A 25,791-nucleotide genomic window follows, 5' to 3' on the forward strand; every position below is an offset into this window, starting at 1 on the left:
CGCCGGGACCGGCTTGATGTCGTACAGATAAAGCGTGTGGCCCGCGTCGATCAGGTGACCCGCCATCGGCGCGCCCATGATCCCGAGACCTACAAATCCAACCTTCGCCATCGTTTCGTCCTCGCTTTCCTGCTTGTTTCGCTGCGGTCAGGCCGTGACCTTGAGCACGTCGGGATTGACGCAGGTCCCGGGCGCGCGCCCGTGCAGCACGTCGATGATGTTGGTCGCGGCGATGCGGCCCATGGCGAGCCGCGTTTGCGGCGTCGCGGAGGCGATGTGCGGCACGACGACCACGTTGGGGAGCTCGGCGAGGCCGGGCGCGAGGGCGGGCTCGTCCTCGAACACGTCGAGCCCCGCGCCCCAGATCTCGCCGGCCTTGAGCGCCTCGACCAGCGCCGCCTCGTCAACCACCGGGCCACGGCTCGCATTGATGAGCACGGCGGTCTTCTTCATCGCCCTCAGCTCGTCCGCGCCGATGTAGTGGTGGGTCTCGGGCAGCAGCGGGACGTGCAGGGTGAGGAAGTCGGATTCGCGCAGCAGCGTCTGCTTGTCGACATGGCGGGCGCCGGTCTCCGCTTCGAAGTCGGCGTCGCGGTGCATGTCGGCATAGATGATGTTCATGTCGAAGCCGCGCGCCTTGCGGGCGACGTTGCGGCCGATGCGCCCGAGCCCGGCGATGCCCAGCGTCTGGCGGTCGACGTCGAGCCCCACGAAGGTCATCGGCGCCCATCCCTGCCACCGGCCCTGGCGGACGAAGGCGTCGGACTCGGCGATCCGCCGGGCGGTGGCGAGCAGCAGCGTCATGGTGTGGGTGGCGGTGGCGTCGTCCAGCACGCCGGGCGTGTTGGTGAGGACGACGCCGCGCCTGGTGGCGGCGGCGAGGTCGAAATTGTTGAAGCCGACCGCGTAGTTGGCGACGACGCGAAGCTGCGGGCCGGCGGCGTCCAGCACCTCGCCGTCGATGGTGTCGGTCAGGAGCGTGATCGCGGCGTCCCGGCCCCTGAGGCGCTCCTTCAGCTCGTCGCGGCTCAGCGCCCGGTCCTCGGGATTGACCTCCACGTCGAAATGGGCGCGCAACTCCTCGATGGTCTCGGAAGGAATGGCGCGCGTCACATAGACGGATTTGCGGCTCGTCATGGATCGGATCCTGGATCAGTGGGTGTCGAGGGAGGCGGCGAGGAGGTCGGCGATGGCCTGGTCCTCCTCCGGCGCGAGGCCGCTGATGCCGACGGCGCCCAGGAGGCGGCCGGCGGCGTTCTTCACCACCGCGCCGCCGGGCAGCGCGGTGAGGGCGGGATCGCAGAAATAGCTCGCCGGGATGTTCTCGCGGTGCAGGCGGGCGAGGAAGGCGTCGGTGCCCACGCCCATGCGCGCGGCCGAATAGGCCTTGCCCTGCGACAGGGCGATGCTGCGTACCGGGGCGCCGTCGGCCCGCGCGAAGGCGAGGAGGAAGCCCTGCGCGTCGCAGGCGGCGGCGCAGATCGGCCGGCCGTATTCGCCGGCGGCGCGGGCGAGGGCGTCGGCGACCATGCGCCGGGCCTGTGCGTAGTCGATCGTCTCCATGGGGAAGCGCCTTTCACGGTTCGGGGCCGGCGGGGCCGGAGGGATCCCGGTCCCGCGCGGCGGTTTCGGCCCCGGCCACGCGCCGGACGGGCGCGGCCAGGGGCTCGGGCAGGGTGGGAGCTGTCGGGAGAAGCCGTCAGGGCTTGCCCTGCTCATAGGCGGGGCGGTCGGTCACCAGCGGCGGGGGCGCGGTCTCGTCCATGGCGACCATTCCCTCCGCCAGCCGCTCGGCGTTCCGCTTCTGCACCTTGCGGTAGACATAGGCGGTGAGCAGCGGGGTGAGCACGGCGGTGACGATGACCGAGGCTGCCACCTGCACGGTCGCGACCGGGGCAATCGCGGCATAGGAGGGGTCGGCGGCGGCGATGGCCTTGGGCACGGCCGCGGCATTGCCGGCGGTGCTGGAGGCCGCAGCGCCCGCCACACCCGAGCCGCCGAGCATCTTGTCGGCGAAGACGCAGCAGATGCCGGTGACGACGAACACCAGCAGGCCGAGGAAGATGCCCGACAGGCCGCCGGCGACGACGTTGTTCAGGTTGATGTTCTGGCCCAGCGTGAAGGCCATGAACGGCACCACCAGCCCTTCCTTGGAGCCGAAGAACTCGCGCAGGTCGCCGTCGAGATTGCCGAGGATGGCGCCGGCGAAGATGGGCGCGACCACCGAGACCATCGACAGCCACGGGATGTTGGCGAGGCCGGCGCCGACCAGGATCACCATGGTCAGGAACGGGCCGGTCTCGATGCTCTGCGCCACATAGGTGCCGGCGTCCTCCTTGTTGCCCATGGCGCTCGTGAGGGCCATGAACATGCCGCCATTGGTGTCGCTCATGGCCACCAGCAGGGCGAGGGTGGAGAGGCCGAACAGTTCGCCGCCGAAAAACTTCGCCACCGACAGCGAGATCAGCATCGCCACGGCGACCTTGGCGAACAGGATACCGAAGCCGCGCTTCAGCATGCGCGGGGCGGCGTTGAAGGTCATCTTGGTGCCGACCGTGAAGAGGTACATGCCGAGCACGGTCGGGTAGCCAGCGCCGCTGAGCGCCTCGGTGAAGCCGCCGATCTTGAGCAGGTTGGGGCAGAAGGTGTTGATGATCATGCCGAGGAACAGCGGCACGACCATGAGCCCCCCGGGCACCTTGGTGATGGTCTGGTAGATCTTCATGGGCATTTCCTCTGACTTCTTGATTCGTCGACAGCGGCCCCGGAAACGCGCCCCGCGAGGCGCTTTCCGTAGCGTAAAGGTAATAAAATACTACCTATGGCCATGCGGCGGCCCGCCCGCGCGACGGCGGGACCGGCCCGTTTCCATCGAGAAGGCTGGCTTCAGGTGCCGGCGTTTCGCCGGATTTTTCGTTGAGCTGTCAGTAAGGCGAACGATAGGGCGGGCGCGTGCCTACCCCACGAGCATGGCGGCATGGGTGCATGGACCCGGTCTCCCTAGATAATTCCATATGTGGAACTATAATTCGTTATACGGATATGCTAGTTGTGTTGCCGGAGGAGATCAATGGGGTAGAAGCCCGCAACGGCACCGTTCCGCGGCCGCGGGCGGCGGGTGCGACGTTCTGGAGCAGGTGATGGCCGACGGGCATACGGACGCGACGAAGTCTTCGGCGCCGGCGCTGAGCAAGGGGTTCGCCATTCTCGAGCTGCTGGCCGAGGAGCCGGGCCTGCGCTTCGCCGAGATCCGCGCGCGCCTCGGCCTGCCGGGCAGCAGCTGCCACCACCTCATCAACACGCTGTGCCAGCTCGGCGCTCTGCAGATGAACGAGCAGCGCGGCTACGTGCTCGGCCTGCGGCTGCTGGAGCTCGGCGCGCTCGCCGCCGGCCAGCGCCAGATCGAGCACCAGGCGCTGCCGAGCCTGCGCCGCATGTCGCGCGAGCTGCAGCTCACCTGCCATCTCGGCGTGCTGGAAGGGCACGCGGCGATCTATCTCCTGAAGGTCGAGGGCCAGCGCGAGATTAGGGTCAATACCTGGGTCGGCAAGCGCCTGTCGCTGCACAGCTCCTCACTCGGCAAGGTGCTGCTGGCCTGGTTGCCGGAGGCCGACATACGCGACCGGCTGCAGCACGCGACCTGGGAGCCCAAGGGGCCGAAGACCATCACCGACCCGGCGGCCTACCACGCCCATCTCGCGCTGGTGCGCGAACAGGGCTGGGCGCTCGACGACGAGGAGGACAACCCCAACATACGCTGCATCGCCGCGCCGGTGCTGGACCTGCGCGGGCGCGTGGTGGCGGCGATCAGCGTGGTGGGAACGGTGCTGGACATCGGCCCAGAGCACATCGACACGCTGGCCTGCGCGGTGCGCGGCACGGCGGGCAGCATCTCGCGCGAGCTCGGCTATCGCGGCGCGCCGGAGCCGGCGCTGCCGGTGGACTGACCGGCGCGCGGGATCAGACGCTCTGGCCGACCTGCCGGCGGATCTCGTCGGCGATCGGGTGCAGGTCGCCGGGCGCGACCGGGCCGACGAGGCTGTAGCCGATGCCGTCACGGGCCCAGCTGAAGCCGGTGAGGTCGCCGGTGCGGGTCTGCGACATCAGCGCGTTCCTGTCGGCCGCCATCGGCCGCGTGACCATGACCAGCCGCGTGCCCTTGTCGTCGTCATACATCAGCATCAAAGCTGGCCCGTGAGCGGTCGGCACCAGCCGCCCGCCCATGAATCGGTAGCCGGAGGGCTTCAGATCCGGGATCTTCACCGGGTGGCGCAGCCGGTCCGAGGTCCAGGAGACGAGGTCGCTGCTGTCGGCGGCGGCGATCTCGACCGGGCGAACCCGGTCGGCGGCGAACACGGAGTAGCTGTCCGCCGCCTCGCTGGCGAGCGCGCCTACTCCCTCGGCCGGGCCGGCGACGCGGCCATGCACCACCCATCCCCCGGCAAGGCCGATGCCGAGCAGCACCACCGCGGCGGCGAGGTCGCGCCAGGAGCGGGCGGAACGGCCGAAGCGGTCGTGCCGGCCGCGGCGGCGCTCCTCGACCAGATGGGCGAGGTTCAGCTCGGAGGGAACGGGCTCCTCGACCACCGGGCCAAGCGCGGCGCGGAGCTGGTCGCGCTGGTCCATATAGGCGGCGACGCGCGCGCCCGCCTCCGGGTGGGTGTCGAGATAGTCCTCGACCTCGCCCCGCCGCGCCGGGTCGAGCCTGCCGTCGACATAGGCCTGGAGGTCGTCTTCGCTGATCGGTCGTGCGTTCATTTCACTCTCCGCTGGCGGAACGGCAGCACCTGTCCGGCCTCGCCGCCACCCTGCGCGCCCGGCTCCATGATGTGGCGCAGGCGCTCGCGGGCGCGGGCGAGGCGGCTCATCACGGTGCCGATCGGGATGTCCAGCACGCGGGCGGCCTCGGCGTAGCTCAGATCCTCCACCGAGACGAGGAGCAGCACGTTCTTCTGCTCCTCCGGCAGGGCGTCGAGCGCCTTCATCACGTCGTGCTGGCGCAGGCCCTGGTCCTGGTCCGGCGCCTGCGCCACCACCTCCTGCTGCAGGTCGTCCAGCGGCACGTGCACGCCGCGCCGCTTGCTCTGGCGCATGCGCGAGATCGCGAGGTTGTGCAGGATGGCGAAGGTCCAAGAGCGTGCGTCGCTGCCCTCGCGCCGCTGGTGCCAGCGGCTGATGGCGAGCTCGAGGCAGTCCTGCACCAGGTCGTCGGCGGCCGCCCGGTCCCGCATCAGCGCCCGCGCATAGCGTCGGAGCGGCGGGATCAGGGGCTCGAGCAAGGTCACCATGTCGTCCATGACAGGTCTCTTTCGGGTTGGCGGCCCCTGCGTGGAGGGGAAGGCCCGCCGGCAGTCTACAGGCCGGCGGGCCGGGCGGCTCACTCGACCGCGGTCTGCACCTGCACCGGGGCGCCGATCTTCTCCATCGAGCCGGAGGCGATCACCAGATAGCGCCGGCTGCCGGCGCTCCCGCCCTGCACCACCTGCCGGATCGGGCCGACGGCGTTGACGATGGACGAGCCCGCCGGATTGGCCTTGAAGGCGGCGAGCGGTTCGAGCTCGCCCGAGCCGTCGGGCTTGTCGGCGAGCGCCAGCACGTAGGGGCTGCCGGGTTCGAGGCCGGTGACGGAGGCTTCCAGCACCTGCGTCAGCCCCTGGTCGAACAGCGCCACGCTGGTCGGGCTGGCGCCGTCCTTCGCGCCGGGCGCGGAGAGACGGAAATGCGCCACCGCGCCGGCGAGGCCGAGCGGCTGCAGATTGGCCGTGCCGGGGCCCTGCGGCACCGCGTCCGGCACATAGGCCACGGCCTGCGGCGCCTGGCCGATCGGGATCGTCGCCACCACCTTGTTGGTCAGCGTGTCGATGGCCGCGAGCTTCGCCGCGTTCTCGAGGCCGACATAGACGCGCGTGCCGTCGCCCGAGGGCCACAGGCCGTGCGGCAGGTCGCCGACCGGGATGGTCGCCACCTCCTCGAACGTGTCGGTCCGGTAGACCTTGACCTCGTTGAGCCCGCCGATCGTCACATAGGCGAAGCTGCCCTTGGCGTTGCGGGCGAAGTTGACGTGGTTGGTGATCGGCCCGCTGTCGATGGTCTTCAGCACCTTGAAGGGCGGGCGGGCGTCGAACACCTGGACCTTGCCGACATCCTTGAGCGTGAACCAGACCTGCTTGCCGTCGGGCGTGGCGGCGATGTTGGGGCAGAACGGGCTCGCCTGCTTCACCCGGCCGACGATCTTGTGGGTCGCGACGTCGACCACGTCGGTCTCCGGGTTGAAGGACGAGCAGACATAGCCGTACTTGCCGTCCGGCGAGAAGATCTGCATGCCGGGGCCGGCGGGCACCTTGATGCGCGTCTTCTCCTCGAAGGTCTTGCCGTCGAGCACGGCGACGTAGTCCTCGCCGCGCACCGTCACCCAGACCTCGCGGCCGTCCGGGGTGAAGAACGCCTCGTGCGGCGAGCGGCCGAGATAGGTGGTGTGCTTCACCGTGTTGGTCGCCGTGTCGATGAAGGTCACCGAGTTGCTGCCGGTGGAGACCACGGCGAGCGTGCGGTTGTCGGGCGAGAAGCCCATGCCGTGGACGAGGGTCTGGCCGCGATAGAGCGGCGAGAGGTTGCCGGGCTGGGGATCGCCGAGGCGGATGACGCCGAGCAGCGTGTTGCTGGCCGGGTCGGTGACTGAGACCGTGTTGGAGTACTGCTCGGCGGCGTAGACGCGGTCGCGATGGCTGACCGGAATGTCCTTCGCGGCGGCGGCATAGGGGGCCTGGCCCGCGAAGGCGGCGGCGCTGGCGAGCAGCGTCCCGGCCAGCGCGGCCAGGAAGGGGATGCGCTTCATCGGATTTTCCTGAGGTTTTGGATGGGGGAGGCGGCGGCGCCCGGATGGGCGGGCGGCCTAGTCGGCCGTGCCGGTGGGCGAGGGCGTCGAGGGCGGCAGCTTCTCGCCCACCGCGAGGCGCATCGCGGCGATCTCCTGCTGCTGCGTCACGATGATCTCCTGGGCGAGATATTTGAGCTTCTGGTTGGTGCCGTAGCGCAGCTCGAGCTTCGCCATGTCGATCGCGCCCTGGTGGTGCGGGACCATCATGTCGACGAAGTCCTTGTCGACGTCGCCGGTGGGCGCCACCGCCATGCCGGCCATCATGGTCGACATGGCGGCGTCATTGCCGTCGAGGAAGGGACGCTCGGCCGCGAGCGCGGCGGGGTCGGTGCCGGGCGCGGGCGCGGGGGCCGCCATCTTCATGGCGCCCATGTTCATGGCGTTCATGTCGTGAGCCAGCCCCGGGGCGGCGCTGCCACCCAGTGCCAGCACCGTGCCGACCAGCGCGCCGCGGGCGAACCCCGGGAGGGGGCGGAGGCTGCCGGAAAAAAGATTGCCGGCAAAGTTTCTGCGGAAGGTCCTGCGGATCGCGCCGGTCATCGGCCACTCCTTCGTCCGGTGATGAACGTCTGGTGGCGTAGACGCGGGCCGGGCGGGGATTATTCCGCCGACGGAGCGGGAAGGGCCGCGCCGCCGGTCACGGCTGCTTGATGGACCGCGCGGGTCCCGGCATCGCGGGCGGGTTCAACCGTTCCCGGATGCCGAGCCGGCCGGCTCGAAGGCGTGGTAGACGGCTTCCGCGATCGGCAGCAGCGCGTTGCGGGCGAGCGGCGCCGTCACCGCGAAGCCGAAGCCCTGGTCGAGCCAGGCGAGCGTCGAGGCGTCGCCGTCGCGGAAGAAGCGGAACGCGGTCTGCGTGCCGTCGGAGGCCTGCACGTAGAGGGTCAGGCGCTCGCCGCCGGCGTTCTCGTACATGAGCTGGGCCGCCGCGCCCCGGCGGGCCGGCAGCAGGCGCCCGCCCATCAGCGCGTAGCCGAAGGCGCTGAGATCCGGCGCCTCCAGCGGACGGCCGAGCCGCTTCGAGAGCCAGGTCATCAGGTGCTTCTCGTGCTCGGCGCCGACCTCGACCGGATGCGCCACCTCCACCACATAGGTGCGGTAGGCGGCCATCGCGCCCTGCGAGACCGCGTCGGCCGCCGCGAGGCGCGCCGCCGGTAGCGCGATAGGCGCCCCGCGTCCGAGCACCCAGCCGCTGCCGCAGCCGAGCGCGAAGATGAGCACCGCCGCGGCTGCCGCGCGCATCCAGCCGCGTGAGCGCCGCCGGCGGCCGGCGCGGATGCTGGAAACGCGCAGGCGCGCGGGAACAGGCTCCTCGAACTTCGCCCGCAACTGCTCCCTCAGCACCTCCACCTGACGGCGCTCGCGCTCGAGGCGGGCGCGCACCTCCGGCTGCTCGTCGAGATAGGTCTCGACCAGGGCGAAGCGGTCCTGCGCGATGCGCCCGTCGACATAGGCCTGGAGATCGTCCTCGCCGATCGGGGTGTGAGGGCCCTTCATTTGACTCTCCGCAGGAATGGGATGGCCTCGCCCTCCAATAGCTCGCGCAGCTTGCGGCGCGCCCGCGCGAGGCGCGACATGACGGTGCCGGACGGGATGGCGAGGATGTCGGCGGCCTCCGAATAGGAGAACTCCTCGACGCCGACGAGCAGGATCAGCGAGCGGTAGTCCTCGGGCAGCCGGTCGAGCGCGGCCATGACATCCTTCACGTCCAGCGCCCCCTCCTGGCCCGGCGAGACGGCGGGCGCGGGCGCCTCCTCGAGCGGGACGCTGGCGCCGCGCCGCCGGCCGGCATGGTAGGCGTTGATGAAGATGTTGCGCAGGATGGTGAAGAGCCACGGCCTCAGCGCATCCGCGCCGCGATGCAGGTGCCAGCGCGAGAGCGCGCGCTCGAGGCAGTCCTGGACCAGATCGTCGGCGGCCTCGTGGTCGCGCGTCAGCGCATAGGCGTAGCGCCGCAGGGCGGGAATCTCGCCCTCGATCAGCTCGTCCCTGTCAGCCTTCGCCATGGCGATCGCTTCCCTGATCGCTTCCCTGCCGGTGCTGCGGACCGGAAGGCGCCGGCGCCGGGCGGGCCGGCGCCGATGCCGTTCGCATCACGGCTTGGCGACGTGCCAGGCGCCGTTGAGCAGGCCGTCGCCGGAGGCGTCCCCGGCCTTCTCGTCCTTGACGAAGGTGTAGAGCGGCTTGCCCTTGTAGGCCCATTGCAGCGAGCCGTCCTGGCGCGTCACGATCGAGTAGCCGGCCTCGGCCTTGGCGCCCTTGGCGGCCATCAGCGGCGGCCAGTTCTCGGCGCATTTGCCGTTGCAGGCGGACATGTCCTTGCCGTCCTTGGAGAAGGTGTAGAGCGTCATGCCGTGGGCGTCCACGAGTGCCTCGCCCTTGGCGGTTTTGCCGGCCATGGCCGGCGCGGCGAGGGCGCTGCCCGCGGCGGCGGCCATGATCACGACGGCAAGCGAAAGGGTCTTCAGCATCGGTTCTCTCCTTGTTGCATCGTCGCGGCGATCGCGACCTGCAGCAGAGAGACAGCCGGGGCGGGCGATCTATTTCGCTCCCGCGCAGTTTTTTCGCGGCCCGGGGCGGCAGGCGCCCGGCAGCAACGCAAAAGGGCGGCCGCCGGGCCGCCCTCGCGCTTGGATAGACCGGCCGCCCTACAGGTCGAGAGCGCCGGAGAGGTCGCCCATGGGCGGCTGGTGATGGGCGGCGAGCGCCTTGTCGCGCTCGATCAGGCCGGGCAGCACCGGCAGGTTCCAGCGTTCGGTGATGAAGCGCAGGATCGAGGTGGTGTCGTACTGGGTGTGGTCGACGAAGCCCTTCCGCGCGAAGGGCGACACGATCAGCGCGGGAATGCGCGAGCCCGGGCCCCAGCGGTCGGCCTGAGGCGGGGTGACATGGTCCCAGAAGCCGCCATTCTCGTCATAGGTCAGCACCACCAGCATGTGGCCCCATTGCGGGCTCTTCTGAAGGTGGGCGATGACGTCGGCGATATGCGCGTCGCCCGCCGCCACCGAGGCGTAGCCGGCGTGCTGGTTGAGGTTGCCCTGCGGCTTGTAGAAGGTCACGGCGGGCAGCTTGCCGGCGTCGATGTCGGCGATGAAGGCGGTGCCGTTCATGCCGCCGTCGCGCAGATGCGCGGCCCGCGCCGGGGTGCCGGGCGCGAACTGGGCGAAATAGTTGAAGGGCTGGTGGTGGTACTGGAAGTTCGGCACCGGCTTGGCGTTCTTGCCGTCCAGCGCCGCCTGCCAGGCGCCCGCATACCAGGCCCAGTCCACGCCCTTGGCGCTGAGCAGGTCGCCGATGGTGACGTCATGCTGCGGCGGCAGGGTGGTGGCGACGGAAGGGTCGGCATAGGCCGGGCCGGACTGCTCGGTCGGCGGGTTGCCGCTCGGCTGGTACGGCGGCTGCATGGTGTTCACCGCGTAGAAGTCCGGCGTCAGGTTCGAGCTGTTGGCGAATTTGGGCGGGCCGTCCATCGCCGAGCCGGGCGCGTTGGCGGCTGGCGTCAGGGTCACGCCGTCCGGCTCGACCTTGGAGATCAGCCCCTTGGCCGGGCTGTTATCGGCGTCGGGATAGCGCGGGATGCAGGCGCAGATCAGCTCGAAATGGTTGAGGAAGGAGCCGCCGAACGCGCCCTGGAAGAAGTTGTCGGCCAGCGTGTATTCCTTCGCCACGTCCCACAATTGCTGCTGCGCATGGGCGTAGTTGCCCATCACCAGCCCACCGGAATCGGCGAAGGCGGCGAACTTGTCGTTCCGGCCGCCGTCGATCTGCATCTGCTCCTCATAGAAGCGGTGCCACAGGTCGCGGGTGATGACGCTGTCGGCGGTGTCGAAGCCCTTGGGGTCGTCGATGGCGAAGGGTGCGTTGGGCAGGTGCTCAGTCTTGGCCTGGGTCACCACTGGCGTCACGCCCTTGGCGGTGAGCCCCTCCCAGATGGCCGGAAGCTCGGCGAGCGGCTTGCCGTCGCGATCCACCTGCCGCGCCGCCTGTGGGGTGACCTCCTGAAGGCCGCGCGCGCCGGGGAACTTGCCGTAGATATTGTCGAAGCTGCGGTTTTCCGCGTAGATCACCACAACCGTATCGATCTTATCGAGATCGACTGCCGCTGCGGAAGATATGGTTGCCGCAAAGGCAACCAGTGACGCGCCGGTCAGGAGCAACGTGCGAAGCGGATGCATATTTTCTTCTCCACCTTTCGGGCGAACGACTGGCCCACGCCACGAGACAAGCCGTCGAGCGCTTGGAATTATTCTTAGCTACGCCTGTCATATTGCAGTTTCGTGATCCTCCGACGGCCGCCATCACGCCGCTGTCATGGAACGGGCCCAACGATTCACCGGCACGCGCGCCGGCGCGTCCGGTTTCGAGGGAGAGCGCAGCGTGACGAGGGAGCGGAAGGAGAAGGAGATCGCCCGCAGGGCTGGCGTTTTCGGTCCGCGGCAGGCCGCCGGCATCGGTCTGCTCGCGGCGCTCACTGTGGCGATGGCGGGGGCGCCGGCGATGGCGGTCTCGGGCGGGCTGTCGCGGGCGGACGCCTATGCGCGGGCCGACGCGCTCACCGCGCTGGGGCGCAAGATGTTCTTCGACCCGAGTCTGTCAGCCTCGCACGCCCTGGCCTGCGCCTCCTGCCACGCGCCGTCGGCGGGCTTCTCGCCGGCGGATGCGGCGCCGATCCGCTTCGGCGGCCCGCATCTCGACCAGCCGGGCGGGCGCGCCGTGCCCTCGCTGACCTATATCGAGGTGACGCCCGCCTTCACCGAGCACGAGTTCGACGGCGAGGAGGAGGGCGACCCCAGCGTCGACAACGGGCCGACCGGCGGGCTCGACTGGGACGGGCGGGCGGATCGCGGACGCGACCAGGCGCGCTTTCCCCTGCTCGCGCCGAACGAGATGGCGAATGCGAGCCCGGCCGCCGTGGTGGCCTCGGTGCGCGCCGCGCCCTATGCCGGCGAGGTGCGCGCGCTCTCCGGGGGAAGCGACGACGCCGCGCTGTTCCGCACCGTGGTGGCGGCGCTGGAGGCGTTCGAGCAGGACCCCGCCACCTTCTATCCCTACACCAGCAAGTTCGACGCCTATCTCGCCGGCAAGGCGACGCTGAGCAATGCCGAGGCGCGCGGGCTGAAGCTGTTCGAGGACGAGGACAAGGGCAATTGCGCGAGCTGCCATCGCAGCCAGGTGGACGCCACCGGCACGCCGCCGCAGTTCACCGATTACGGCATGATCGCGCTCGGCCTGCCGCGCAACCCGGCCATCCCCGCCAACAAGGACCCGAATTTCTACGATCTCGGCCTGTGCGGGCCCTACCGCACCGACTTCGCCGGCGAGGCCGACTATTGCGGCCTGTTCAAGACGCCCTCGCTGCGCAACGTGGCGCGCCGCAAGACCTTCTTCCACAACGGCGTGTTCACCAGCCTGCGCGACGCGGTGGCGTTCTACGTCTATCGCGACGTGCAGCCCGAGCGCTTCTACCCGCGCCGGGCCGATGGGAGCGTCGCCATCTATGACGACCTGCCCGAGCGCTACCGGCAGAACCTCAATCAGGACCCGCCCTTCGGCGGCAAGCCGGGCGACAGGCCGGCGCTGACCGAGGCCGAGATCGACGACGTGGTCGCCTTCCTGAAGACGCTGGACGACGGCTACCAGCCCCCGCATGCGGGAGTCTCGTCGAGCCGGTGAGGCGGGGTGGCCCTGCTCGTCAGAAGCCCATCGGCCCGCCGTCGCTGCGCGGGTCGCCGGCGCCTTCCAGCACGCCGTCGGCATGGCGCGCGATGGCGCCGGCATGGCCCATCATCTGGTCGAACGGCGCCACGACCTCGACGTCGTGCCCGGCCTCCCGCAGCGCCGCGACGAGTTCCGGCGGGAAGCGGCTTTCGAGCTTCAGCGTCACCGTCTCCGCGCCCCAGGTCCGCCCGAGCAGCCAGCGCGGCGCGGTGATCGCCGCCTGCAGCTCCTGCCCGAACAGGGCGTAGCGCGAGAACAGCGCCGCCTGCGTCTGTGGCTGGCCTTCGCCGCCCATGGTGCCGTAGACCAGGCGCCGCCCGTCGGCGAAGGTGGCGAAGGCCGGGTTGAGGGTGTGGAACGGCTTGCGGCCGGGCGCCAGCACGCGCGGGCCCTCGCCACGGAGCTGGAAGCTGGAGCCGCGGTTCTGCCAGACGATGCCGCTCTGCGGCAGCACGACGCCAGAGCCGAACTCGAAATAGATGCTCTGGATGAAGCTCGCCGCCATCCCCTCGCCGTCGATGGCGCCGAGCCAGACCGTGTCGCCGGCCGAGGGTGGCGCCGGCCAGGGCAGGGCGCGGGCGGGATCGATGCGGGCGGCGAGCCGGTCCAGCGCCTCGTCGGTGAGCCAGGCGCGCGGGTCCTCGCCCATGGCGTCGGGATCGCCGACGATCCGGTTGCGCACCAGGAAGGCCTGCTTGGTGGCCTCGACGAGGCCGTGCACGTGCGCGAACCCCTCCGCCGCGTCGACGCCGAGCCGCGCGAACAGGGCGAGGATCATCAGCGAGGACAGGCCCTGCGTGGGCGGGGGCATGTTGTAGAGCGTCATGCCGGGAAGGCCGACCGAGAGCGGCGCCACCCGCCGGGCGCGGCAGGCGGCGAGGTCCTCGGCGCTCACCGGCGAGCCGGCGGCGGCGAGGTCGTGCGCGATCTCGCGTGCGAGCGCGCCGCGATAGAAGGCGTCCGTCCCCTCGGTGCCGAGCCGGGCGAGCGTGTCGCCGAGCGCGGGCAGCTTCATCACCGATCCGGTCGCGGGCGCGGCGCCGTCGACGAGGAAGCTCGGCGCGAAGCCGGCGACGTCGGCGAGCTCGGGCAGCTTCTGCGCCGTCAGCTCACTCTGGCTGGCGGTGACGGGGAAGCCGTTGCGCGCGTGCCATACCGCGTCCTCGACCAGCCGGGACAGCGGCAGCCGGCCGCCCTTCTCGGCGCTGAGCGCCAGCGCCTCGCCCCAGCCGGCGACGGTGCCGGCGACCGTGTTGGCGGCGAGCGGACCGCGCGGGGGAATGACCTCCAGCCCGGCGTCGAGATAGAGCGCGGGGGTGGCACGCGCGGCGGCGCGCCCGCAGGCCTCGATGCCGACCGGCGCCTCGCCCGGCGGGGCGACGAGCCAGAAGCCGTCGCCGCCGATCGCGGTCATGTGCGGGTAGACCACGGCCAGGGTCGCGGCCATGGCGAGCGTCGCCTCGACCGCGTTGCCGCCCTCGCGCAGCACGCGCAGGCCCGCCTCGCTCGCCAGATGATGCGGCGATGTCACCATGCCCCGGCGGGCACGCGATGTGTTGAGCATGTGATGGGTACTCCGGCTACCAGCCGATGGCCCGGGGCAGCCAGGTGGCCAGGTCCGGGAAGGCGAACACCACCGCCACGGCGGCGATCTGCAGCGCGATGAAGGGCAGCACGCCGCGGTAGATGTCGCCGGTCGCGACCTCGGGCGGCGCCACGCCCCTCAGGTAGAACAGCGCCCAGCCGAAGGGCGGGGTGAGGAACGAGGTCTGCAGCACGGTGGCGATCAGCGCGGCGGCCCACACCAGGTCGACCCCGGCATTGTTGAGCAGCGGCAGGAACATTGGCACCACGATGTAGCTGATCTCGATCCACTCGATGAAGAAGCCGAGCACGAAGATGATCGCCAGCATGAAGATGATGATGCCGTTGGTGCCGCCCGGCACCAGCGAGAACGCGTCGTGCACCAGTCGCTCGCCGCCGAGGCCGCGGAAGGACAGGGCGAAGACCTGCGAGCAGATCAGCACGAAGAACATCATCGCGGTGATGCGCGCCGTCGACTGCACCGTCGCCACCAGCACCTTCCAGGTGAAGCGGCGGGCGATGGCGGCGACCAGGATCGAGCCGAGCGCGCCCATGCTGGCGGCCTCGGTCGGCGCCGCGATGCCGGCGATGATCGAGCCGAGCACGGCGAGCACGAGGCCGATCGGCGGCAGGCCAACCTTGAGCACCTTCAGCCACAATTCGCCGCGCGGCATGGCCCGGCGTTCCTCGATCGGGACGGCGGGCACCTTCTCCGGCGAGACGATGCCGACGACGATCATGTAGATGCAGAACACGCCGGTGAGCAGCAGCCCCGGCATCAGCGCGGCCGCGAACAGCGTGCCGACCGATTCGCCGAGGATGTCGGCCAGCAGGATCAGCACCGTGCTGGGCGGGATGAGCTGGCCGAGCGTGCCGGAGGCGCAGATGGCGCCGCAGGCGAGACTCTTGTCGTAGCCGCGCCGCAGCAGGGTCGGCAGGGTGAGCAGGCCGAGCGTGACGATGGTGGCGCCGACGATGCCGGTGGTCGCCCCCATCAGCATGCCGACCAGCACGATGCCGAGCCCCATGCCGCCGCGCAGGCTGCCGGAGACATGGCCGATCACGTCCATCAATTCGTCGGCGAGGCGGGATTTCTCCAGCATCACGCCCATGAACACGAAGAGCGGGATGGCGATCAGCGTGTAGTTGGCGGTGACGCCGTAGATGCGGGCCGGCAGCAGGTTGAACAGCGTGGTGCCGAAGCCGAGCCAGCCGAAGAAGAAGCCGCTGATGGCGAGCGTGAGCGCCACCGGCACGCCGGCGAGGAGCAGCACGAAGAAGGAGGCGATGCAGGACATCGCCAGGATTTCATTGACGGGCATCGGTGGGCACCGGCGAGGCGGGATGGGACCCGCCGCCAAGGAAGGGCTGGATCGCGCGAAGCGTCGCGGCGATGCTCTGGAGCAGCAGCAGCGCGAAGCCGGCGGGGATCATCGCCTTGAGGATGAAGCGGTAGGGCAGGCCGCCGGGATCGGGCGAGCCCTCGCCGATGACGTAGGACTGCTTGACGTAGTGCCAGGACAGCACGATCACGATCACCGACAGCGCCACCACGCACAGCGCGGAGAACAGGTCGATCACCTCCCGCACCACGGCGGGGAAGTGGGCATAGGCGATGTCCACCCGGACATGGCCCTCATGCTTGACCGTGTAGGCGATGCACAGCAGCGTCAGCGGCGACATCAGGTGCCATTCCAGCTCCTGCATCGCCACCGAGCCGACGTTGAAAATGTACCGCGCCAGCACGTTGCCGGCCATGACGAGGACGAGCGCGAGGCCCGTCCACGCCGCGGCCCGGCCGCAGACCTCGACGATGGCGTCGAGGACGCGGGCGCATCTTTCCAGCGCTTCGTTCATGCGCCCCTGCGGATCTGGGTCTGGTAGACCGCTTCCGACAGGCCGGCCCACTGGCTGTGCTGGGCGGCGAAGGCGTTGAAGCTGTCATAGACCTTCTGGATCTTCGGGTCGGAGGCGGCGAGCTGGTCGAGCGTGGTCTTGGTGACCTCGCGCAGCTTGTCCACTACGGGCTTGGGCAGCGGGCCGGCGATGACGCCCTGGTTCTGCACGAGGTCGGTCATCGCCTCGCCGTTGGTCGCCTCGCACCAGGTGTGGCTGATGACGTTGCAGGCCGCGGCCGCGGTGCGCACGATCTCCTTCAGGTCGTCGGGCAGGCTGTCCCAGGCGGCCTTGTTGACCACCAGCTCGGTGACGTTGTTCGGCTCGTGCCAGCCGGTCGTGTAGTAGTACTTGGCCGCCTTCTGCAGGCCGAGGCGACGGTCCTGGTAGGGGCCGACGAACTCGGCCGCGTCGATCACGCCGCGCTCCAGCGCGGGGAAGATCTCGCCGCCGGGCAGCAGCTTCACGTCGACGCCGAGCTGGGCGTAGACCTTCCCGGCGAGGCCCGGGATGCGCATCTTCAGGCCCTGGAAGTCCTCGACCTTCTCGATCGGCTTGCGGAACCAGCCGGACATCTGCACGCCGGTATTGCCGAGCGGCATCGGCACCAGGTTGAAGGGCTCGTAGAGCTCCTCCCAGAGCTGCAGGCCGCCGCCATGGTAGATCCACGCGGTCTGGCCCTGGAAGTTGAGGCCGAACGGCACGCAGGTGAAGAACTGCGCCGCCGGCACCTTGCCGGCCCAGTAATAGGAGTTGGCCGCGTTCATCTCGACCGTGCCGGCGGAGACCGCGTCGAAGCCCTCCAGCGCCGGGATCAACTCGCCGGCGGCGAAGTGCTGGATGTTGAGCCGGCCGCCCGACATCTTGCCGACCAGGTCGCAGAAATAGGTCGGGCTGCCCGGACCGACGACATAGAAGGGCGAGCCGGGACCGTAGGCGTTGGTCATCTTCCAGTTGAACGTCTGCTGCGCGCGGGCGACGTGCGGCGCGGCGACGGTGGCGACGGCCGCTGTACCGGCGAGGCCGGCGCCCAGAAATCCACGACGATCCATCTCGAATCCCTCTGATGTTTGCGCCCCGACGGGTTCCGCTGGGCGATGCGTGGCCGGAATATCCCGGTTATACCGCAGTGCGGCAATGCCCCCTGTGGTGCAGAAATGCGCGTGCGGGGGCGCGACGAAAAGGCATGAAATCGCCGTTTATGATGCAACCACAAATGGTTGTAAGGGCATGCCCGGGAAGTGGGCAGCCCCGCCGGGCTGGCGCCAGACAAGTTTTTGTGCGCCAATCGTCAAACAGCTTCGCCGGCCCCTCGCCGGCTTCCTCCCATGAAGATCCGCCCCATGAGCCGCACCGTCCCGGTCTCGATCGCCGCCTTCCCCGCCAGCAAGCAGGAGGCCGCCTGGCGCGAGACGCTGGGCATGCTGTCGCTGTCCGACCAGTGGCCGAAAGGGGCGGCGTTCCATTTCGGCGAGATCTCGATCAAGCGCTCGCCGACGCTGGCGACGCTCGCCCTGCTACGCTCCACCGCGCAGGTGCTGAAGACGCGGGCGGACGAGGCCGACGGCGTGCTGATCGGCTTCGTGCATTACGGGCGCGGGCACCTCACCGATACCGGCCGGCGCGCGTTCGAATTCGCCGATGGCGATCTGTGGGTGTGCGATCCGCTCGCCGCCGGCACGATCCAGTTCCGCAACGATTTCGAGCTGCTGCTGCTGCGGGTGCCGCGCGAGCGGCTGGCGGGGCGCATCGGCCGGGGCGCGGAGGTGGCGACGATCGTGCTCGGCGAGAGCGTCTCGGCCGCCGCCACGCGGCCGATGATGCGCGCGCTGGCGGCCAATTTCGCGATGATGGAGGATGGCGAGCTGATCGCCGCCGAGACCGCGATCACCGAGCTGGTGCTGTCGGCCCTGCTGGCCGAGGCGCGCCCGGAGGAGGACAACGCCACCCAGGTGCAGGCCGCCCATCTCGCCCGCGTCTGCGCGCAGATCGAGGCGCGGCTGCGCGAGCCCGACCTCTCGGTCGCCGACATCGCCAAGGCCGAGGGCCTGTCGCCGCGCTACGTGCAGCGCCTGTTCGAGGGGCAGGACCGCGCCTTTTCCGACTATGTGCGCCATCGGCGGCTGGAGCGCTGCCGGCTCGACCTGATCAACCCGCACCATGCCGACCGCAGCATCGCCGAGATCGGCTATCGCTGGGGCTTCGGCGACCAAGCCCATTTCAGCCGCGTGTTCAGCGCCGCCTACGGCATCGCCCCGCGCGAGTTCCGCAAGTCGAGCAGCGGCGCGGTGGAGACGCGCTGGACCCGCGGCCGGCCGATCCATAGCGGGGTGCGCCCGATGCGGCCGGGGCCCTCGCCGGTGCCCGCGCCGGAGGAGGCCGACGCGCCGGCCGCCGAGGCCCGCGCGCGGGCGCCGGAGCCCTCCGAGCCCGGCCGCCACCATCTTCCCGTCTCGCGCGAGACCGTGCACTGGGGCTATCTCAGCCGCTCCATCCCGCCGGTGCTGCGCGTGCGCTCGGGCGCCATCGTCACGGTCGAGACGCTGACCCAGCACGCCTATGACGACCATGAGCGGATGATAAAGGGCGATCCGGGCGCGGAGAGCGTGTTCCGTTGGAGCCGGGACTACAAGGCGGTCGACCGGCGCGGCGCCGGGCCGGTGAATGCCAGCATCTTCGGGCGCGGCGCCGGCGAGGGGTTCGGCGTGCACATCTGCACCGGGCCGATCTTCGTCCATGGCGCCGAGCCGGGCGACGTGCTGGAGGTGCAGATACGCGACCTGCGCCCGCGCCCCTGCGCCAACCCGGCCTATGCCGGGCAGGCCTTCGGCAGCAACGCCGCCTCCGCCTGGGGCTTCCACCATGACGACCTGCTGGACGAGCCGCGCAAGCGCGAGGTCGTCACCATCTACCGCACCGACGCGGCCGGCGAGAGCGGCTATGCCGAGGCGGTCTATTCCTTCCGCTGGGTGCCGCAGACCGACCCGTTCGGCGTGGTGCACGAGACCATCGACTATCCCGGAATCCCGGTCGACCACGCCCGGCTCACCGAGCGCCACGGCGTGATGAAGGGCGTGCGCGTGCCGGTGCGCCCGCATTTCGGCTTCATCGCGGTGGCGCCGCGCGAGAGCGACATCGTCGATTCCGTCCCGCCCGGCTATTTCGGCGGCAATGTCGACAACTGGCGGGCAGGCAAGGGCTCCTCGGTCTATCTCCCCGTCACCGTGCCCGGCGCGCTGCTTTCGGTCGGCGACCCGCATCTGGCACAGGGTGACGGCGAGATCAGCGGCACGGCGCTGGAATGCTCGCTGACCGGCGAGATAAGGCTGGTGTTGCACAAGAGGGGCGAGACCGAGAAGGCGTTCCTGAACGGGCTCAACGCGCCGCTGATCGAAACCGAGGGCGCCTTCCTGCTGCACGGCTTCAGCTACACCAACTATCTGCGCGAGCTCGGGCGCAACGCGCAGTCCGAGGTGTTCAAGCGCTCCTCGCTGAGCCGGGCGCTGCGCAGCGCGGTGCGCGCAACCCGCAAGTTCCTGATGGAGCGCTACGAGCTCGACGAGGACGAGGCGATCTCGCTGATGTCGGTGGCGGTCGATTTCGGAGTGACGCAGGTCGCCGACGGCAATTGGGGCGTCCATGCCAAGGTGGACAAGCCGATGTTTCCCGCCCCGGAGCGGTGAGGGGATGGCCGCCCCGTTCGCGGGGAACGGAGCGGCCGGGAGAGGCGGCGCGGGCGGCTCAGGCCGCGGCCGGCACCAGCAGGTCGTCGAGCCCGATCGGGAAGTGGCGCACCCGCACGCCGGTGGCGTGCCAGACCGCGTTCGCCACCGCGCCGGCCGAGCCGGTGATGCCGATCTCGCCCACGCCCTTGATACCGAGCGCGTTTACGTGCGGGTCGTGCTCCTCGATCATCAGCGCATCGAGCGAGGGCACGTCGGCATTCACCGGGATGTGGTACTCGGCGAGGTCCGCGTTCAGGATGCGGCCGGAGCGCCGGTCCATGACGGCGTGCTCGTGGAGGGCGAAGGAGATGCCCCAGATCATGCCGCCATAGAACTGGCTGCGCACCATCCGGGGATTGATCACCCGCCCGGCCGCGAAGGCGCCGACGAGGCGCGTGGCGCGCACCTGGCCGAGGTCCGGGTCCACCTTCACCTCGGCGAACACCGCGCCATGGGCGTGCATGGCGTAGGTCTCCTGCACCGACGGGTCTGGCGCCGCCGAGCCCTTGCCCTCGATCTGCGCGAGGCCGGCGCGGGCGAGGATGTCGCCATAGCCCTCGCTACGGCTCTCGTCGTCGCGCCGGTGGAGCCGTCCCTCGCGGGCGACGACGCCGGCATTGCCGGCGCCGAACAGGGGCGAGCGCTCGTCGCCGGTGGCAAGCGCGGCGAGTTTGGCGACCACGTCCGCGCCCGCATTGTGGATCGCCATGCCGGCGGTGGCGGTGTGGGCCGAGCCGCCGGCGATGCCGGCATCGGGCAGGTCCGAGGTGCCGGCGCGGAACTCCGTCCGGTCGAGATCGAGGCCGAGGGCGTCGGCCGCGATCTGGGCGAGGGCGGTCCACGCCCCCTGGCCCATGTCGTGGGCGCCGGTCTCCATCACGCCGGAGCCGTCGCGGCGCAGCACTGCGCGCGCCTCGGCCTGGAACATCAGCGCCGGGAAGGTGGCTGTGCCCATGCCCCAGCCGACCAGATAGCCGTTCTCGTCGCGCATCTTGCGCGGCTCGATCGTGCGGCGCGACCAGCCGAAACGCTCGGCGCCCTGGCGGTAGCATTCGCGCAGCGCCTTGGAGGAGAAGGGCTTGCCGGAGATCGGTTCGACCTCGGCATAGTTCTTCAGGCGGAAGGCGAGCGGGTCCATGCCGCAGGCGAAGGCGGCCTCGTCGATCGCCCCTTCGAGCGCGATCGAGCCGGTGGCCTCGCCGGGCGCGCGCATGAAGAGCGGGGTGCCGATATCCGCCCGCACCGCCTCGTGCGAGGTGAGGATGGCGGGGGCGGCATAGAGCGTATGGGAGATGTCCGCCGCCGGCTCGAAGAAGTCGTCGAAGGTGCTCGAGACGGTCTTGGCGTGGTGGTGGAGGGCGGAGAGCTTCCCCTCGCCGTCGAAGCCGAGGCGCAGCGTCTGGCGGGTGGGCGGGCGATGGCCGACCGGCCCGTACATCTGGTCGCGGCGCAGCACCAGCTTCACCGGCCGTCCGACCAGCTTCGCCGCCATGATGCCGAGCACCTGCGGGCCCGAGACCAGGCCCTTGGAGCCGAAGCCGCCGCCGAGGAAGGGGCTGCGGATGTGGATGTTCTCCGGCGCGATGCCGAACAGGCCGGCGAGCCGGCCCTGCGCCATCGCCAGGCCCTGGCTGGGCGTGTCGATGGAGAGCGTGTCGCCGTCCCAGGCCGCGACGATGGCGTGCGGCTCCATGGCGTTGTGGTACTGGGCCGGCGTCTCGTAGGTCGCCTCCAGCCGGTGCTCGGCGCGCGCGAGCGCGGCCTCCACGTCGCCGCGCTCGATGCGTGCGGGCGAGCCGATGCCGATCGCCGCCGGCTCGAAGCTTTCGTCGGCGTCGAGCCCGACCCGGGCCGGCTCCTCCTCGTAGCGCGGCGCCAGCAGCGCCGCGCCCTCGGTCGCGGCCTCGAGCGAGCGGGCGACCACCACCGCGATCGGCTGGTGGGCGTAGCGCACCAGATCGTTCTGCAGCAGGTCGAGCCGGAACATGAAGGGGTTGGTCTTCGCGTCCGGGTCCATGGCGAGCTCCGGCTTGTGCGCCGGGGTCATCACGTCGACCACGCCCGGATGGGCCTTGGCCGCGTCGACGTCGAGCGCGACGACGCGCCCGCGGGCGATGGAACTGGTCGCCATGACGGCGAACAGCATGCCCTCGGGATGGTTGTCGGCGGCATAGGTGGCCGCGCCCGTCACCTTCAGCACGCCGTCGCGGCGGGTGAGGGGCTGGCCGATATTGGAGCCGTGCCTCGTATGGGCCGGCACCGTGGAGAGGCTGATCTCAGACGTCATGGTGCAGTTCCGGAAGCGAGGAGAAGGGCGAGCCGGGCAGGGCGGGCACGCGCTCGGGCGTGCCTGAGGCGGCGAGCGCGAGGGCGCGCACCACCAGCCGGCGGGCCAGCTCGATCTTGAAGGCGTTGTCGCCGGAGGGGCGGGCCCCGGCGAGGGCGAGCTCCGCCGCGCGGCGGAACGCTTCCTCGTCCGGGCGGGCGCCGGCGAGGGCCTGCTCGGCCCAGGCGTCGCGCCAGGGCTTTGCCGCGACCCCGCCCAGCGTCAGCCGGGCCTCGGCGATCACCCCGCCCTCGAGGCGCAGCATCGCCGCCGCGGAGACCACGGCGAAGGCGTAGGAGGTGCGCTCGCGCAGCTTGATGTAGCGGGCATGGCCGGCGAAGGCGGCAGCGCCGGCCGGCAGGCGCACCGCGACGATCAGATCGCCGGGCTCCAGCGCGGTGTCCTTCTCCGGCGCGTCGCCGGGCAGGCGGTGCAGCTCGGCGAGCGGCACCTCGCGCCGGCCGCCGCGGCCCTCGATCTCGACCACCGCGTCGAGCGCCACCAGCGGCACGCAGAAGTCGGACGGATGGGTGGCGATGCAGGCATCGCTCCAGCCGAGCACGGCGTGCAGCCGGTTCTCGCCGGCGCGCGCGTCGCAGCCCGAGCCCGGCACGCGCTTGTTGCAGGCGCTGTCGAGGTCGGCGAAATAGGCGCAGCGCGTGCGCTGGAGCAGGTTGCCGCCGACGCTGGCCGCGTTGCGCAGCTGCCCTGAGGCGCCCGAGAGCAGGGCCTCCGCCACCGCCGGGAAGGACGCGGCGAAGCGCGGATCGTGGGCGAGGTCGGCATTGCGCACCATGGCGCCGATGCGCACGCCCCCGTCTTCCAGCCACTCGACGGCGTCGAGGCCGGGCAGGCGGGTGACGTCGACCAGCCGGCCGGGCCGGGCGACACCGCCCTTCATGAGGTCGAGAAGATTGGTGCCGGCGGCGAGATAGGCCGCGCCGGGCGCTGCCGCGGCCGCGACCGCTTCGGGGACGGTGGCGGGGCGGATATAGTCGAAATCGTTCATGCCGCGTCCCTCCGGCCCGCATCGGTACCGCCGGCTTCGGCCAGCTTCTTCTGGGCGTCGAGCACCGCCTCGGTGATGCCGGCATAGGCCGAGCAACGGCAGAGATTGCCGCTCATCCCCTCGCGCACGCGCTCGGGATCGCCGTCCGTCTGGCCTTCCTGGATCAGGCCGATGGCGCTCATGATCTGGCCCGGCGTGCAGAAGCCGCACTGCAGCGCGTCATGGGCGATGAAGGCTTCCTGCACCGGGTGGAGGTGCCCGCCCTCGGCAACGCCCTCGATGGTGCGGATGTCGGCCCCGTCATGGCTCAGCGCCAGGGCGAGGCAGGAATTGATGCGCCGGCCGTCGACCAGCACGGTGCAGGCGCCGCACTGGCCGCGGTCGCAGCCCTTCTTGGTGCCGGTGAGTTGAAGTCGCTCGCGCAGGAGGTCGAGCAGGGTCACCCGTGGGTTGTCCAGCTCGACGTCGCGCCTTACACCGTTCACGGTGAGGCTGATGGAGAAAGTCATGCGGAACTCCGATCAGTGTCGTCGTCGAATGTCGTTGAGGGCCGCACGCGGGTGCGGCGGGAAGCCGGGGGTTGGGAGGGAGGCGTCATCGGGACGCCAAATTTGCCCGGCGTAATGGATGGGCTCTCGCGTGGCCCATCTGGAATCATTATACGGAGGGACCCTCCGCTTTGCAAGCGGCAGGGTGGAGCCGTTCGAATCTGGCGGACCAGTTGGAATCCGATGGGAGAGGCCGAGCCGAAAATCGCGCGTAAGCCGCGCGCGGACGCGATCCGCAACCGCGAACGGGTGCTGGATGCCGCCAAGGTGGTGTTCAGCGCCGGCGGTCCCGATGCGAGCCTCGATGCGGTCGCACGGCGGGCGGGCGTCGGCATCGGCACGCTCTACCGGCATTTCCCCACCCGCGAGGCTCTGTTCGAGGCGGTCTACCGGCGCGAGGTCGACCAGCTCGGCGACTTCGCCGAGGAACTGAAGGGCGAGCCCGACCCGGTGAAGGCGCTGCGGCGCTGGCTCGGCGCCAATGTCGACCTCGTCTCGACCAAGAAGGGCATGCTCGCCGCGCTGGCGATCGCCTCCTACGGCTCATGCGACCTCTACGCCTACAGCTTCGAGCGCCTGACGCGGGCGATCGGCCTCTTGCTGGCGCGCGCGGTGGAGGCGGGCGAGATCCGCGACGACGTGAGCGCCGAGGACCTGCTGCGGGCGCTGGTCGGCATGTGCTACCTGCACGACCAGGTCGGCTGGCAGGCCAATGTGGTGCGGCTGATGGACGTCTTCGTCGACGGGCTGCTGGTGCGCAAGCCGGGGTGAGGCGGACCGGGCAGGACGATCACGCCTTCACGGCGAGTGCGGCCTCCACCGCTGCGAGAGCGGCGCCGGCGCGCGCCGTGTGCGCGGCGAGGGCATCGATGTCCCGCTCGCGCAGCGCGAACATCCAGTAGGGCACCGGGATCTCCAGCGCGCCGACGCGCGCCAGCAGGCCGGCGCGCAGCAGCGGGGCCGCCGCCCGTTCGGGCACCAGGCCGAGGTGGTGCCCGCCTTGCAGCGCCGACATCACCGCCATGCTCGAGGCCAGCCTGAGCTTCGCCGGCGCGAGGCGGCCGGGGTCCAGCCGCTGCGCGGCGAGGCCGGCCAGGATCGTCGGCGCGAGGTCGCCATGCTCCCAGATGACGGGGCCGTGCTCCTCCAGTTCGCGCCAGCCGATCGCCTCCGGCACCTCGCGCGCCCGCAAGGGATGGGCGCACAGGATCAGCCGGTCGGCGAAGACGCGCACCTGGCGGAACTGCGGGTGGCTCGGCATCACGCTGGTGAGGCCGACATCGGCGCTGCCGCGCATCACCCAGGCGGTGACCTCGTCGAGCCCGGCACGCACCAGATTGACCTGCGGCGCCCCCGCAGCGCAGGCGATCCCCGCCATCCAGTGGTCATAGGCATTGCCGGTGCAGGCGACGATGGCGAACGGGTCGGCCGGCCGCCGGCTCTCGATGCGCTGGATGGTCAGTTCTACGTCGCGCAGGATGCGCTCGGCCTCGCCGAGCAGGACCTGCCCGGCTTCGGTCAGCACGAGCCGGCGCCCGGAGCGCTCGAACAGGGCGACGGCGTGCTTCTCCTCGAGCTTCTTGATGCACACGCTGACGGCCGACTGGGTGATGCCCAGCCGCTCGGCCGCGTAGGTGAAGCTGCCGTAATGAGCCGCTTCCAGGAAGATCCGCATCTGCTCGAAGGTCACCGCCGGCCTCCTTCCCGGGCGCCGCGGTCGCCGAACCGGCCCCGGCCGATCCCGGCGGCACCCGCGCCGGGCGCCGTTCAAATTCCCACCACGCCCCGCCGGCCCATGCCGCCAAAGCGGTCACTGTCCCGCCGCAGGATAAGTCCCGCTCATCTCCCGCGTCGCATTGCATGAAGATGGCGTCGCTCCATTAATAATATTCTCCAACCATGAATGGAATGCATGTCATTCCAAATATTGCTCAGTATTTTCTCATTTTCGGCCTAGTTTATGGCCATAGCCGATCAAATAGCGGGCAAACTCACCGTTTCGCTGCCGCAGGGAAATTCTGGCGCGGCGCTTGCCCTGAAGGCACCGAGATCGAGAACGCCGCCGGCAGGTCCGGGCGCCCGTCGCGCCGGAACGGACCGGGCCGTCG

The 25,791-nt window shown here is 70.5% G+C and carries 24 protein-coding genes; 4 read left to right on the forward strand and 20 right to left on the reverse strand.

Annotated elements, in window-relative coordinates; all coding sequences use genetic code 11:
• The 4 genes from NVS89_RS21425 to NVS89_RS21440 all read right to left on the reverse strand — a co-directional run.
• On the reverse strand, positions 1-111 hold a 111-nt coding region (locus NVS89_RS21425), incomplete at its 3' end, for an NAD(P)-binding domain-containing protein (protein WP_258734642.1).
• A 36-nt stretch (positions 112-147) separates the two neighbouring features.
• Positions 148-1,137 (reverse strand): 2-hydroxyacid dehydrogenase, encoded by a 990-nt coding sequence (locus NVS89_RS21430; RefSeq protein ID WP_258734810.1) that lies wholly within the window; start codon positions 1,135-1,137, stop codon positions 148-150.
• Between the two features lie 15 nt (positions 1,138-1,152).
• On the reverse strand, positions 1,153-1,563 hold the full coding sequence (locus NVS89_RS21435; RefSeq protein ID WP_258734811.1) for a GlcG/HbpS family heme-binding protein: 411 nt from the start codon (positions 1,561-1,563) through the stop codon (positions 1,153-1,155).
• Between the two features lie 136 nt (positions 1,564-1,699).
• Positions 1,700-2,725 (reverse strand): 2-keto-3-deoxygluconate permease, encoded by a 1,026-nt coding sequence (locus tag NVS89_RS21440; RefSeq protein WP_258734812.1) that lies wholly within the window; start codon positions 2,723-2,725, stop codon positions 1,700-1,702.
• A 415-nt stretch (positions 2,726-3,140) separates the two neighbouring features.
• Between NVS89_RS21440 and NVS89_RS21445 the strand changes: the two genes are divergently transcribed.
• The gene (locus tag NVS89_RS21445; protein ID WP_258734813.1) at positions 3,141-3,947 is read left to right on the forward strand and encodes an IclR family transcriptional regulator; all 807 of its coding nucleotides are present in this window, start codon (positions 3,141-3,143) and stop codon (positions 3,945-3,947) included.
• Between the two features lie 13 nt (positions 3,948-3,960).
• Here the strand turns inward: NVS89_RS21445 and NVS89_RS21450 are convergent, their stop codons facing one another.
• The 8 genes from NVS89_RS21450 to NVS89_RS21485 all read right to left on the reverse strand — a co-directional run bounded on the left by NVS89_RS21450 (position 3,961) and on the right by NVS89_RS21485 (position 11,052).
• Complete coding sequence (locus NVS89_RS21450) at positions 3,961-4,758, reverse strand: anti-sigma factor family protein (RefSeq protein ID WP_258734814.1); 798 nt, start codon at positions 4,756-4,758, stop codon at positions 3,961-3,963.
• Complete coding sequence (locus tag NVS89_RS21455; RefSeq protein ID WP_258734815.1) at positions 4,755-5,297, reverse strand: RNA polymerase sigma factor; 543 nt, start codon at positions 5,295-5,297, stop codon at positions 4,755-4,757. The genes NVS89_RS21450 and NVS89_RS21455 overlap by 4 nt, the downstream gene beginning before the upstream one ends.
• Before the next feature lie 80 nt (positions 5,298-5,377).
• Positions 5,378-6,835, reverse strand: a complete 1,458-nt coding sequence (locus NVS89_RS21460) for a YncE family protein (RefSeq protein ID WP_258734816.1) — start codon at positions 6,833-6,835, stop codon at positions 5,378-5,380.
• Positions 6,836-6,892: 57 nt separating this feature from the next.
• Positions 6,893-7,264 (reverse strand): DUF305 domain-containing protein, encoded by a 372-nt coding sequence (locus NVS89_RS21465; RefSeq protein ID WP_374114623.1) that lies wholly within the window; start codon positions 7,262-7,264, stop codon positions 6,893-6,895.
• Between the two features lie 297 nt (positions 7,265-7,561).
• Positions 7,562-8,374, reverse strand: a complete 813-nt coding sequence (locus NVS89_RS21470; protein WP_258734817.1) for an anti-sigma factor family protein — start codon at positions 8,372-8,374, stop codon at positions 7,562-7,564.
• Entirely contained in the window at positions 8,371-8,883 is a 513-nt protein-coding gene (locus NVS89_RS21475) for an RNA polymerase sigma factor (protein ID WP_258734818.1), read from the reverse strand. The genes NVS89_RS21470 and NVS89_RS21475 overlap by 4 nt, the downstream gene beginning before the upstream one ends.
• An 87-nt stretch (positions 8,884-8,970) precedes the next feature.
• On the reverse strand, positions 8,971-9,348 hold the full coding sequence (locus tag NVS89_RS21480) for a COG4315 family predicted lipoprotein (protein WP_258734819.1): 378 nt from the start codon (positions 9,346-9,348) through the stop codon (positions 8,971-8,973).
• Positions 9,349-9,525: 177 nt separating this feature from the next.
• Positions 9,526-11,052, reverse strand: a complete 1,527-nt coding sequence (locus NVS89_RS21485; protein ID WP_258734820.1) for an acid phosphatase — start codon at positions 11,050-11,052, stop codon at positions 9,526-9,528.
• A 202-nt stretch (positions 11,053-11,254) separates the two neighbouring features.
• On the opposite strand from NVS89_RS21485, the gene NVS89_RS21490 reads away from it, so the two are divergent.
• Positions 11,255-12,550: a cytochrome-c peroxidase gene (locus NVS89_RS21490; protein WP_374114620.1), complete on the forward strand. Its 1,296-nt coding sequence runs from the start codon at positions 11,255-11,257 to the stop codon at positions 12,548-12,550.
• Between the two features lie 19 nt (positions 12,551-12,569).
• On the opposite strand, the gene NVS89_RS21495 is transcribed toward NVS89_RS21490, so the two are convergent.
• The 4 genes from NVS89_RS21495 to NVS89_RS21510 are packed head-to-tail and all read right to left on the reverse strand — an operon-like array spanning position 12,570 to position 17,127.
• Positions 12,570-14,159, reverse strand: coding sequence for a gamma-glutamyltransferase family protein (locus NVS89_RS21495; RefSeq protein ID WP_258734821.1), 1,590 nt, complete (start codon positions 14,157-14,159; stop codon positions 12,570-12,572).
• 16 nt (positions 14,160-14,175) lie between these two features.
• Positions 14,176-15,501: a TRAP transporter large permease gene (locus tag NVS89_RS21500; RefSeq protein WP_258734822.1), complete on the reverse strand. Its 1,326-nt coding sequence runs from the start codon at positions 15,499-15,501 to the stop codon at positions 14,176-14,178.
• Positions 15,488-16,036, reverse strand: coding sequence for a TRAP transporter small permease subunit (locus NVS89_RS21505; RefSeq protein ID WP_258734823.1), 549 nt, complete (start codon positions 16,034-16,036; stop codon positions 15,488-15,490). The genes NVS89_RS21500 and NVS89_RS21505 overlap by 14 nt, the downstream gene beginning before the upstream one ends.
• Complete coding sequence (locus NVS89_RS21510) at positions 16,033-17,127, reverse strand: TRAP transporter substrate-binding protein (protein WP_258734824.1); 1,095 nt, start codon at positions 17,125-17,127, stop codon at positions 16,033-16,035. Before NVS89_RS21510 ends, NVS89_RS21505 begins: the two co-directional genes overlap by 4 nt.
• A gap of 291 nt (positions 17,128-17,418) precedes the next feature.
• Between NVS89_RS21510 and NVS89_RS21515 the strand changes: the two genes are divergently transcribed.
• A complete protein-coding gene (locus NVS89_RS21515; RefSeq protein ID WP_258734825.1) occupies positions 17,419-19,758 on the forward strand; it encodes an acetamidase/formamidase family protein in 2,340 nt (779 codons plus the stop codon).
• Between the two features lie 58 nt (positions 19,759-19,816).
• Here NVS89_RS21515 and NVS89_RS21520 read toward each other — a convergent pair whose 3' ends face one another.
• From NVS89_RS21520 to NVS89_RS21530, 3 genes are read right to left on the reverse strand one after another with little or no spacing between them, the layout of a single operon-like run.
• Positions 19,817-22,087, reverse strand: coding sequence for a xanthine dehydrogenase family protein molybdopterin-binding subunit (locus NVS89_RS21520; RefSeq protein WP_258734827.1), 2,271 nt, complete (start codon positions 22,085-22,087; stop codon positions 19,817-19,819).
• Complete coding sequence (locus tag NVS89_RS21525) at positions 22,077-23,135, reverse strand: FAD binding domain-containing protein (protein ID WP_258734828.1); 1,059 nt, start codon at positions 23,133-23,135, stop codon at positions 22,077-22,079. Before NVS89_RS21525 ends, NVS89_RS21520 begins: the two co-directional genes overlap by 11 nt.
• Positions 23,132-23,644, reverse strand: a complete 513-nt coding sequence (locus NVS89_RS21530) for a (2Fe-2S)-binding protein (RefSeq protein ID WP_258734829.1) — start codon at positions 23,642-23,644, stop codon at positions 23,132-23,134. Before NVS89_RS21530 ends, NVS89_RS21525 begins: the two co-directional genes overlap by 4 nt.
• A gap of 222 nt (positions 23,645-23,866) precedes the next feature.
• Here NVS89_RS21530 and NVS89_RS21535 point away from each other — a divergent pair, with 222 nt between their 5' ends.
• Positions 23,867-24,454 (forward strand): TetR/AcrR family transcriptional regulator, encoded by a 588-nt coding sequence (locus NVS89_RS21535; RefSeq protein ID WP_258734830.1) that lies wholly within the window; start codon positions 23,867-23,869, stop codon positions 24,452-24,454.
• 19 nt (positions 24,455-24,473) lie between these two features.
• Here NVS89_RS21535 and NVS89_RS21540 read toward each other — a convergent pair whose 3' ends face one another.
• The gene (locus tag NVS89_RS21540; RefSeq protein WP_258734831.1) at positions 24,474-25,373 is read right to left on the reverse strand and encodes a LysR family transcriptional regulator; all 900 of its coding nucleotides are present in this window, start codon (positions 25,371-25,373) and stop codon (positions 24,474-24,476) included.
• Positions 25,374-25,791 lie beyond the last annotated feature (418 nt).

The organism is Ancylobacter mangrovi, from assembly GCF_024752355.1.
GTDB lineage: Bacteria > Pseudomonadota > Alphaproteobacteria > Rhizobiales > Xanthobacteraceae > Ancylobacter > Ancylobacter mangrovi.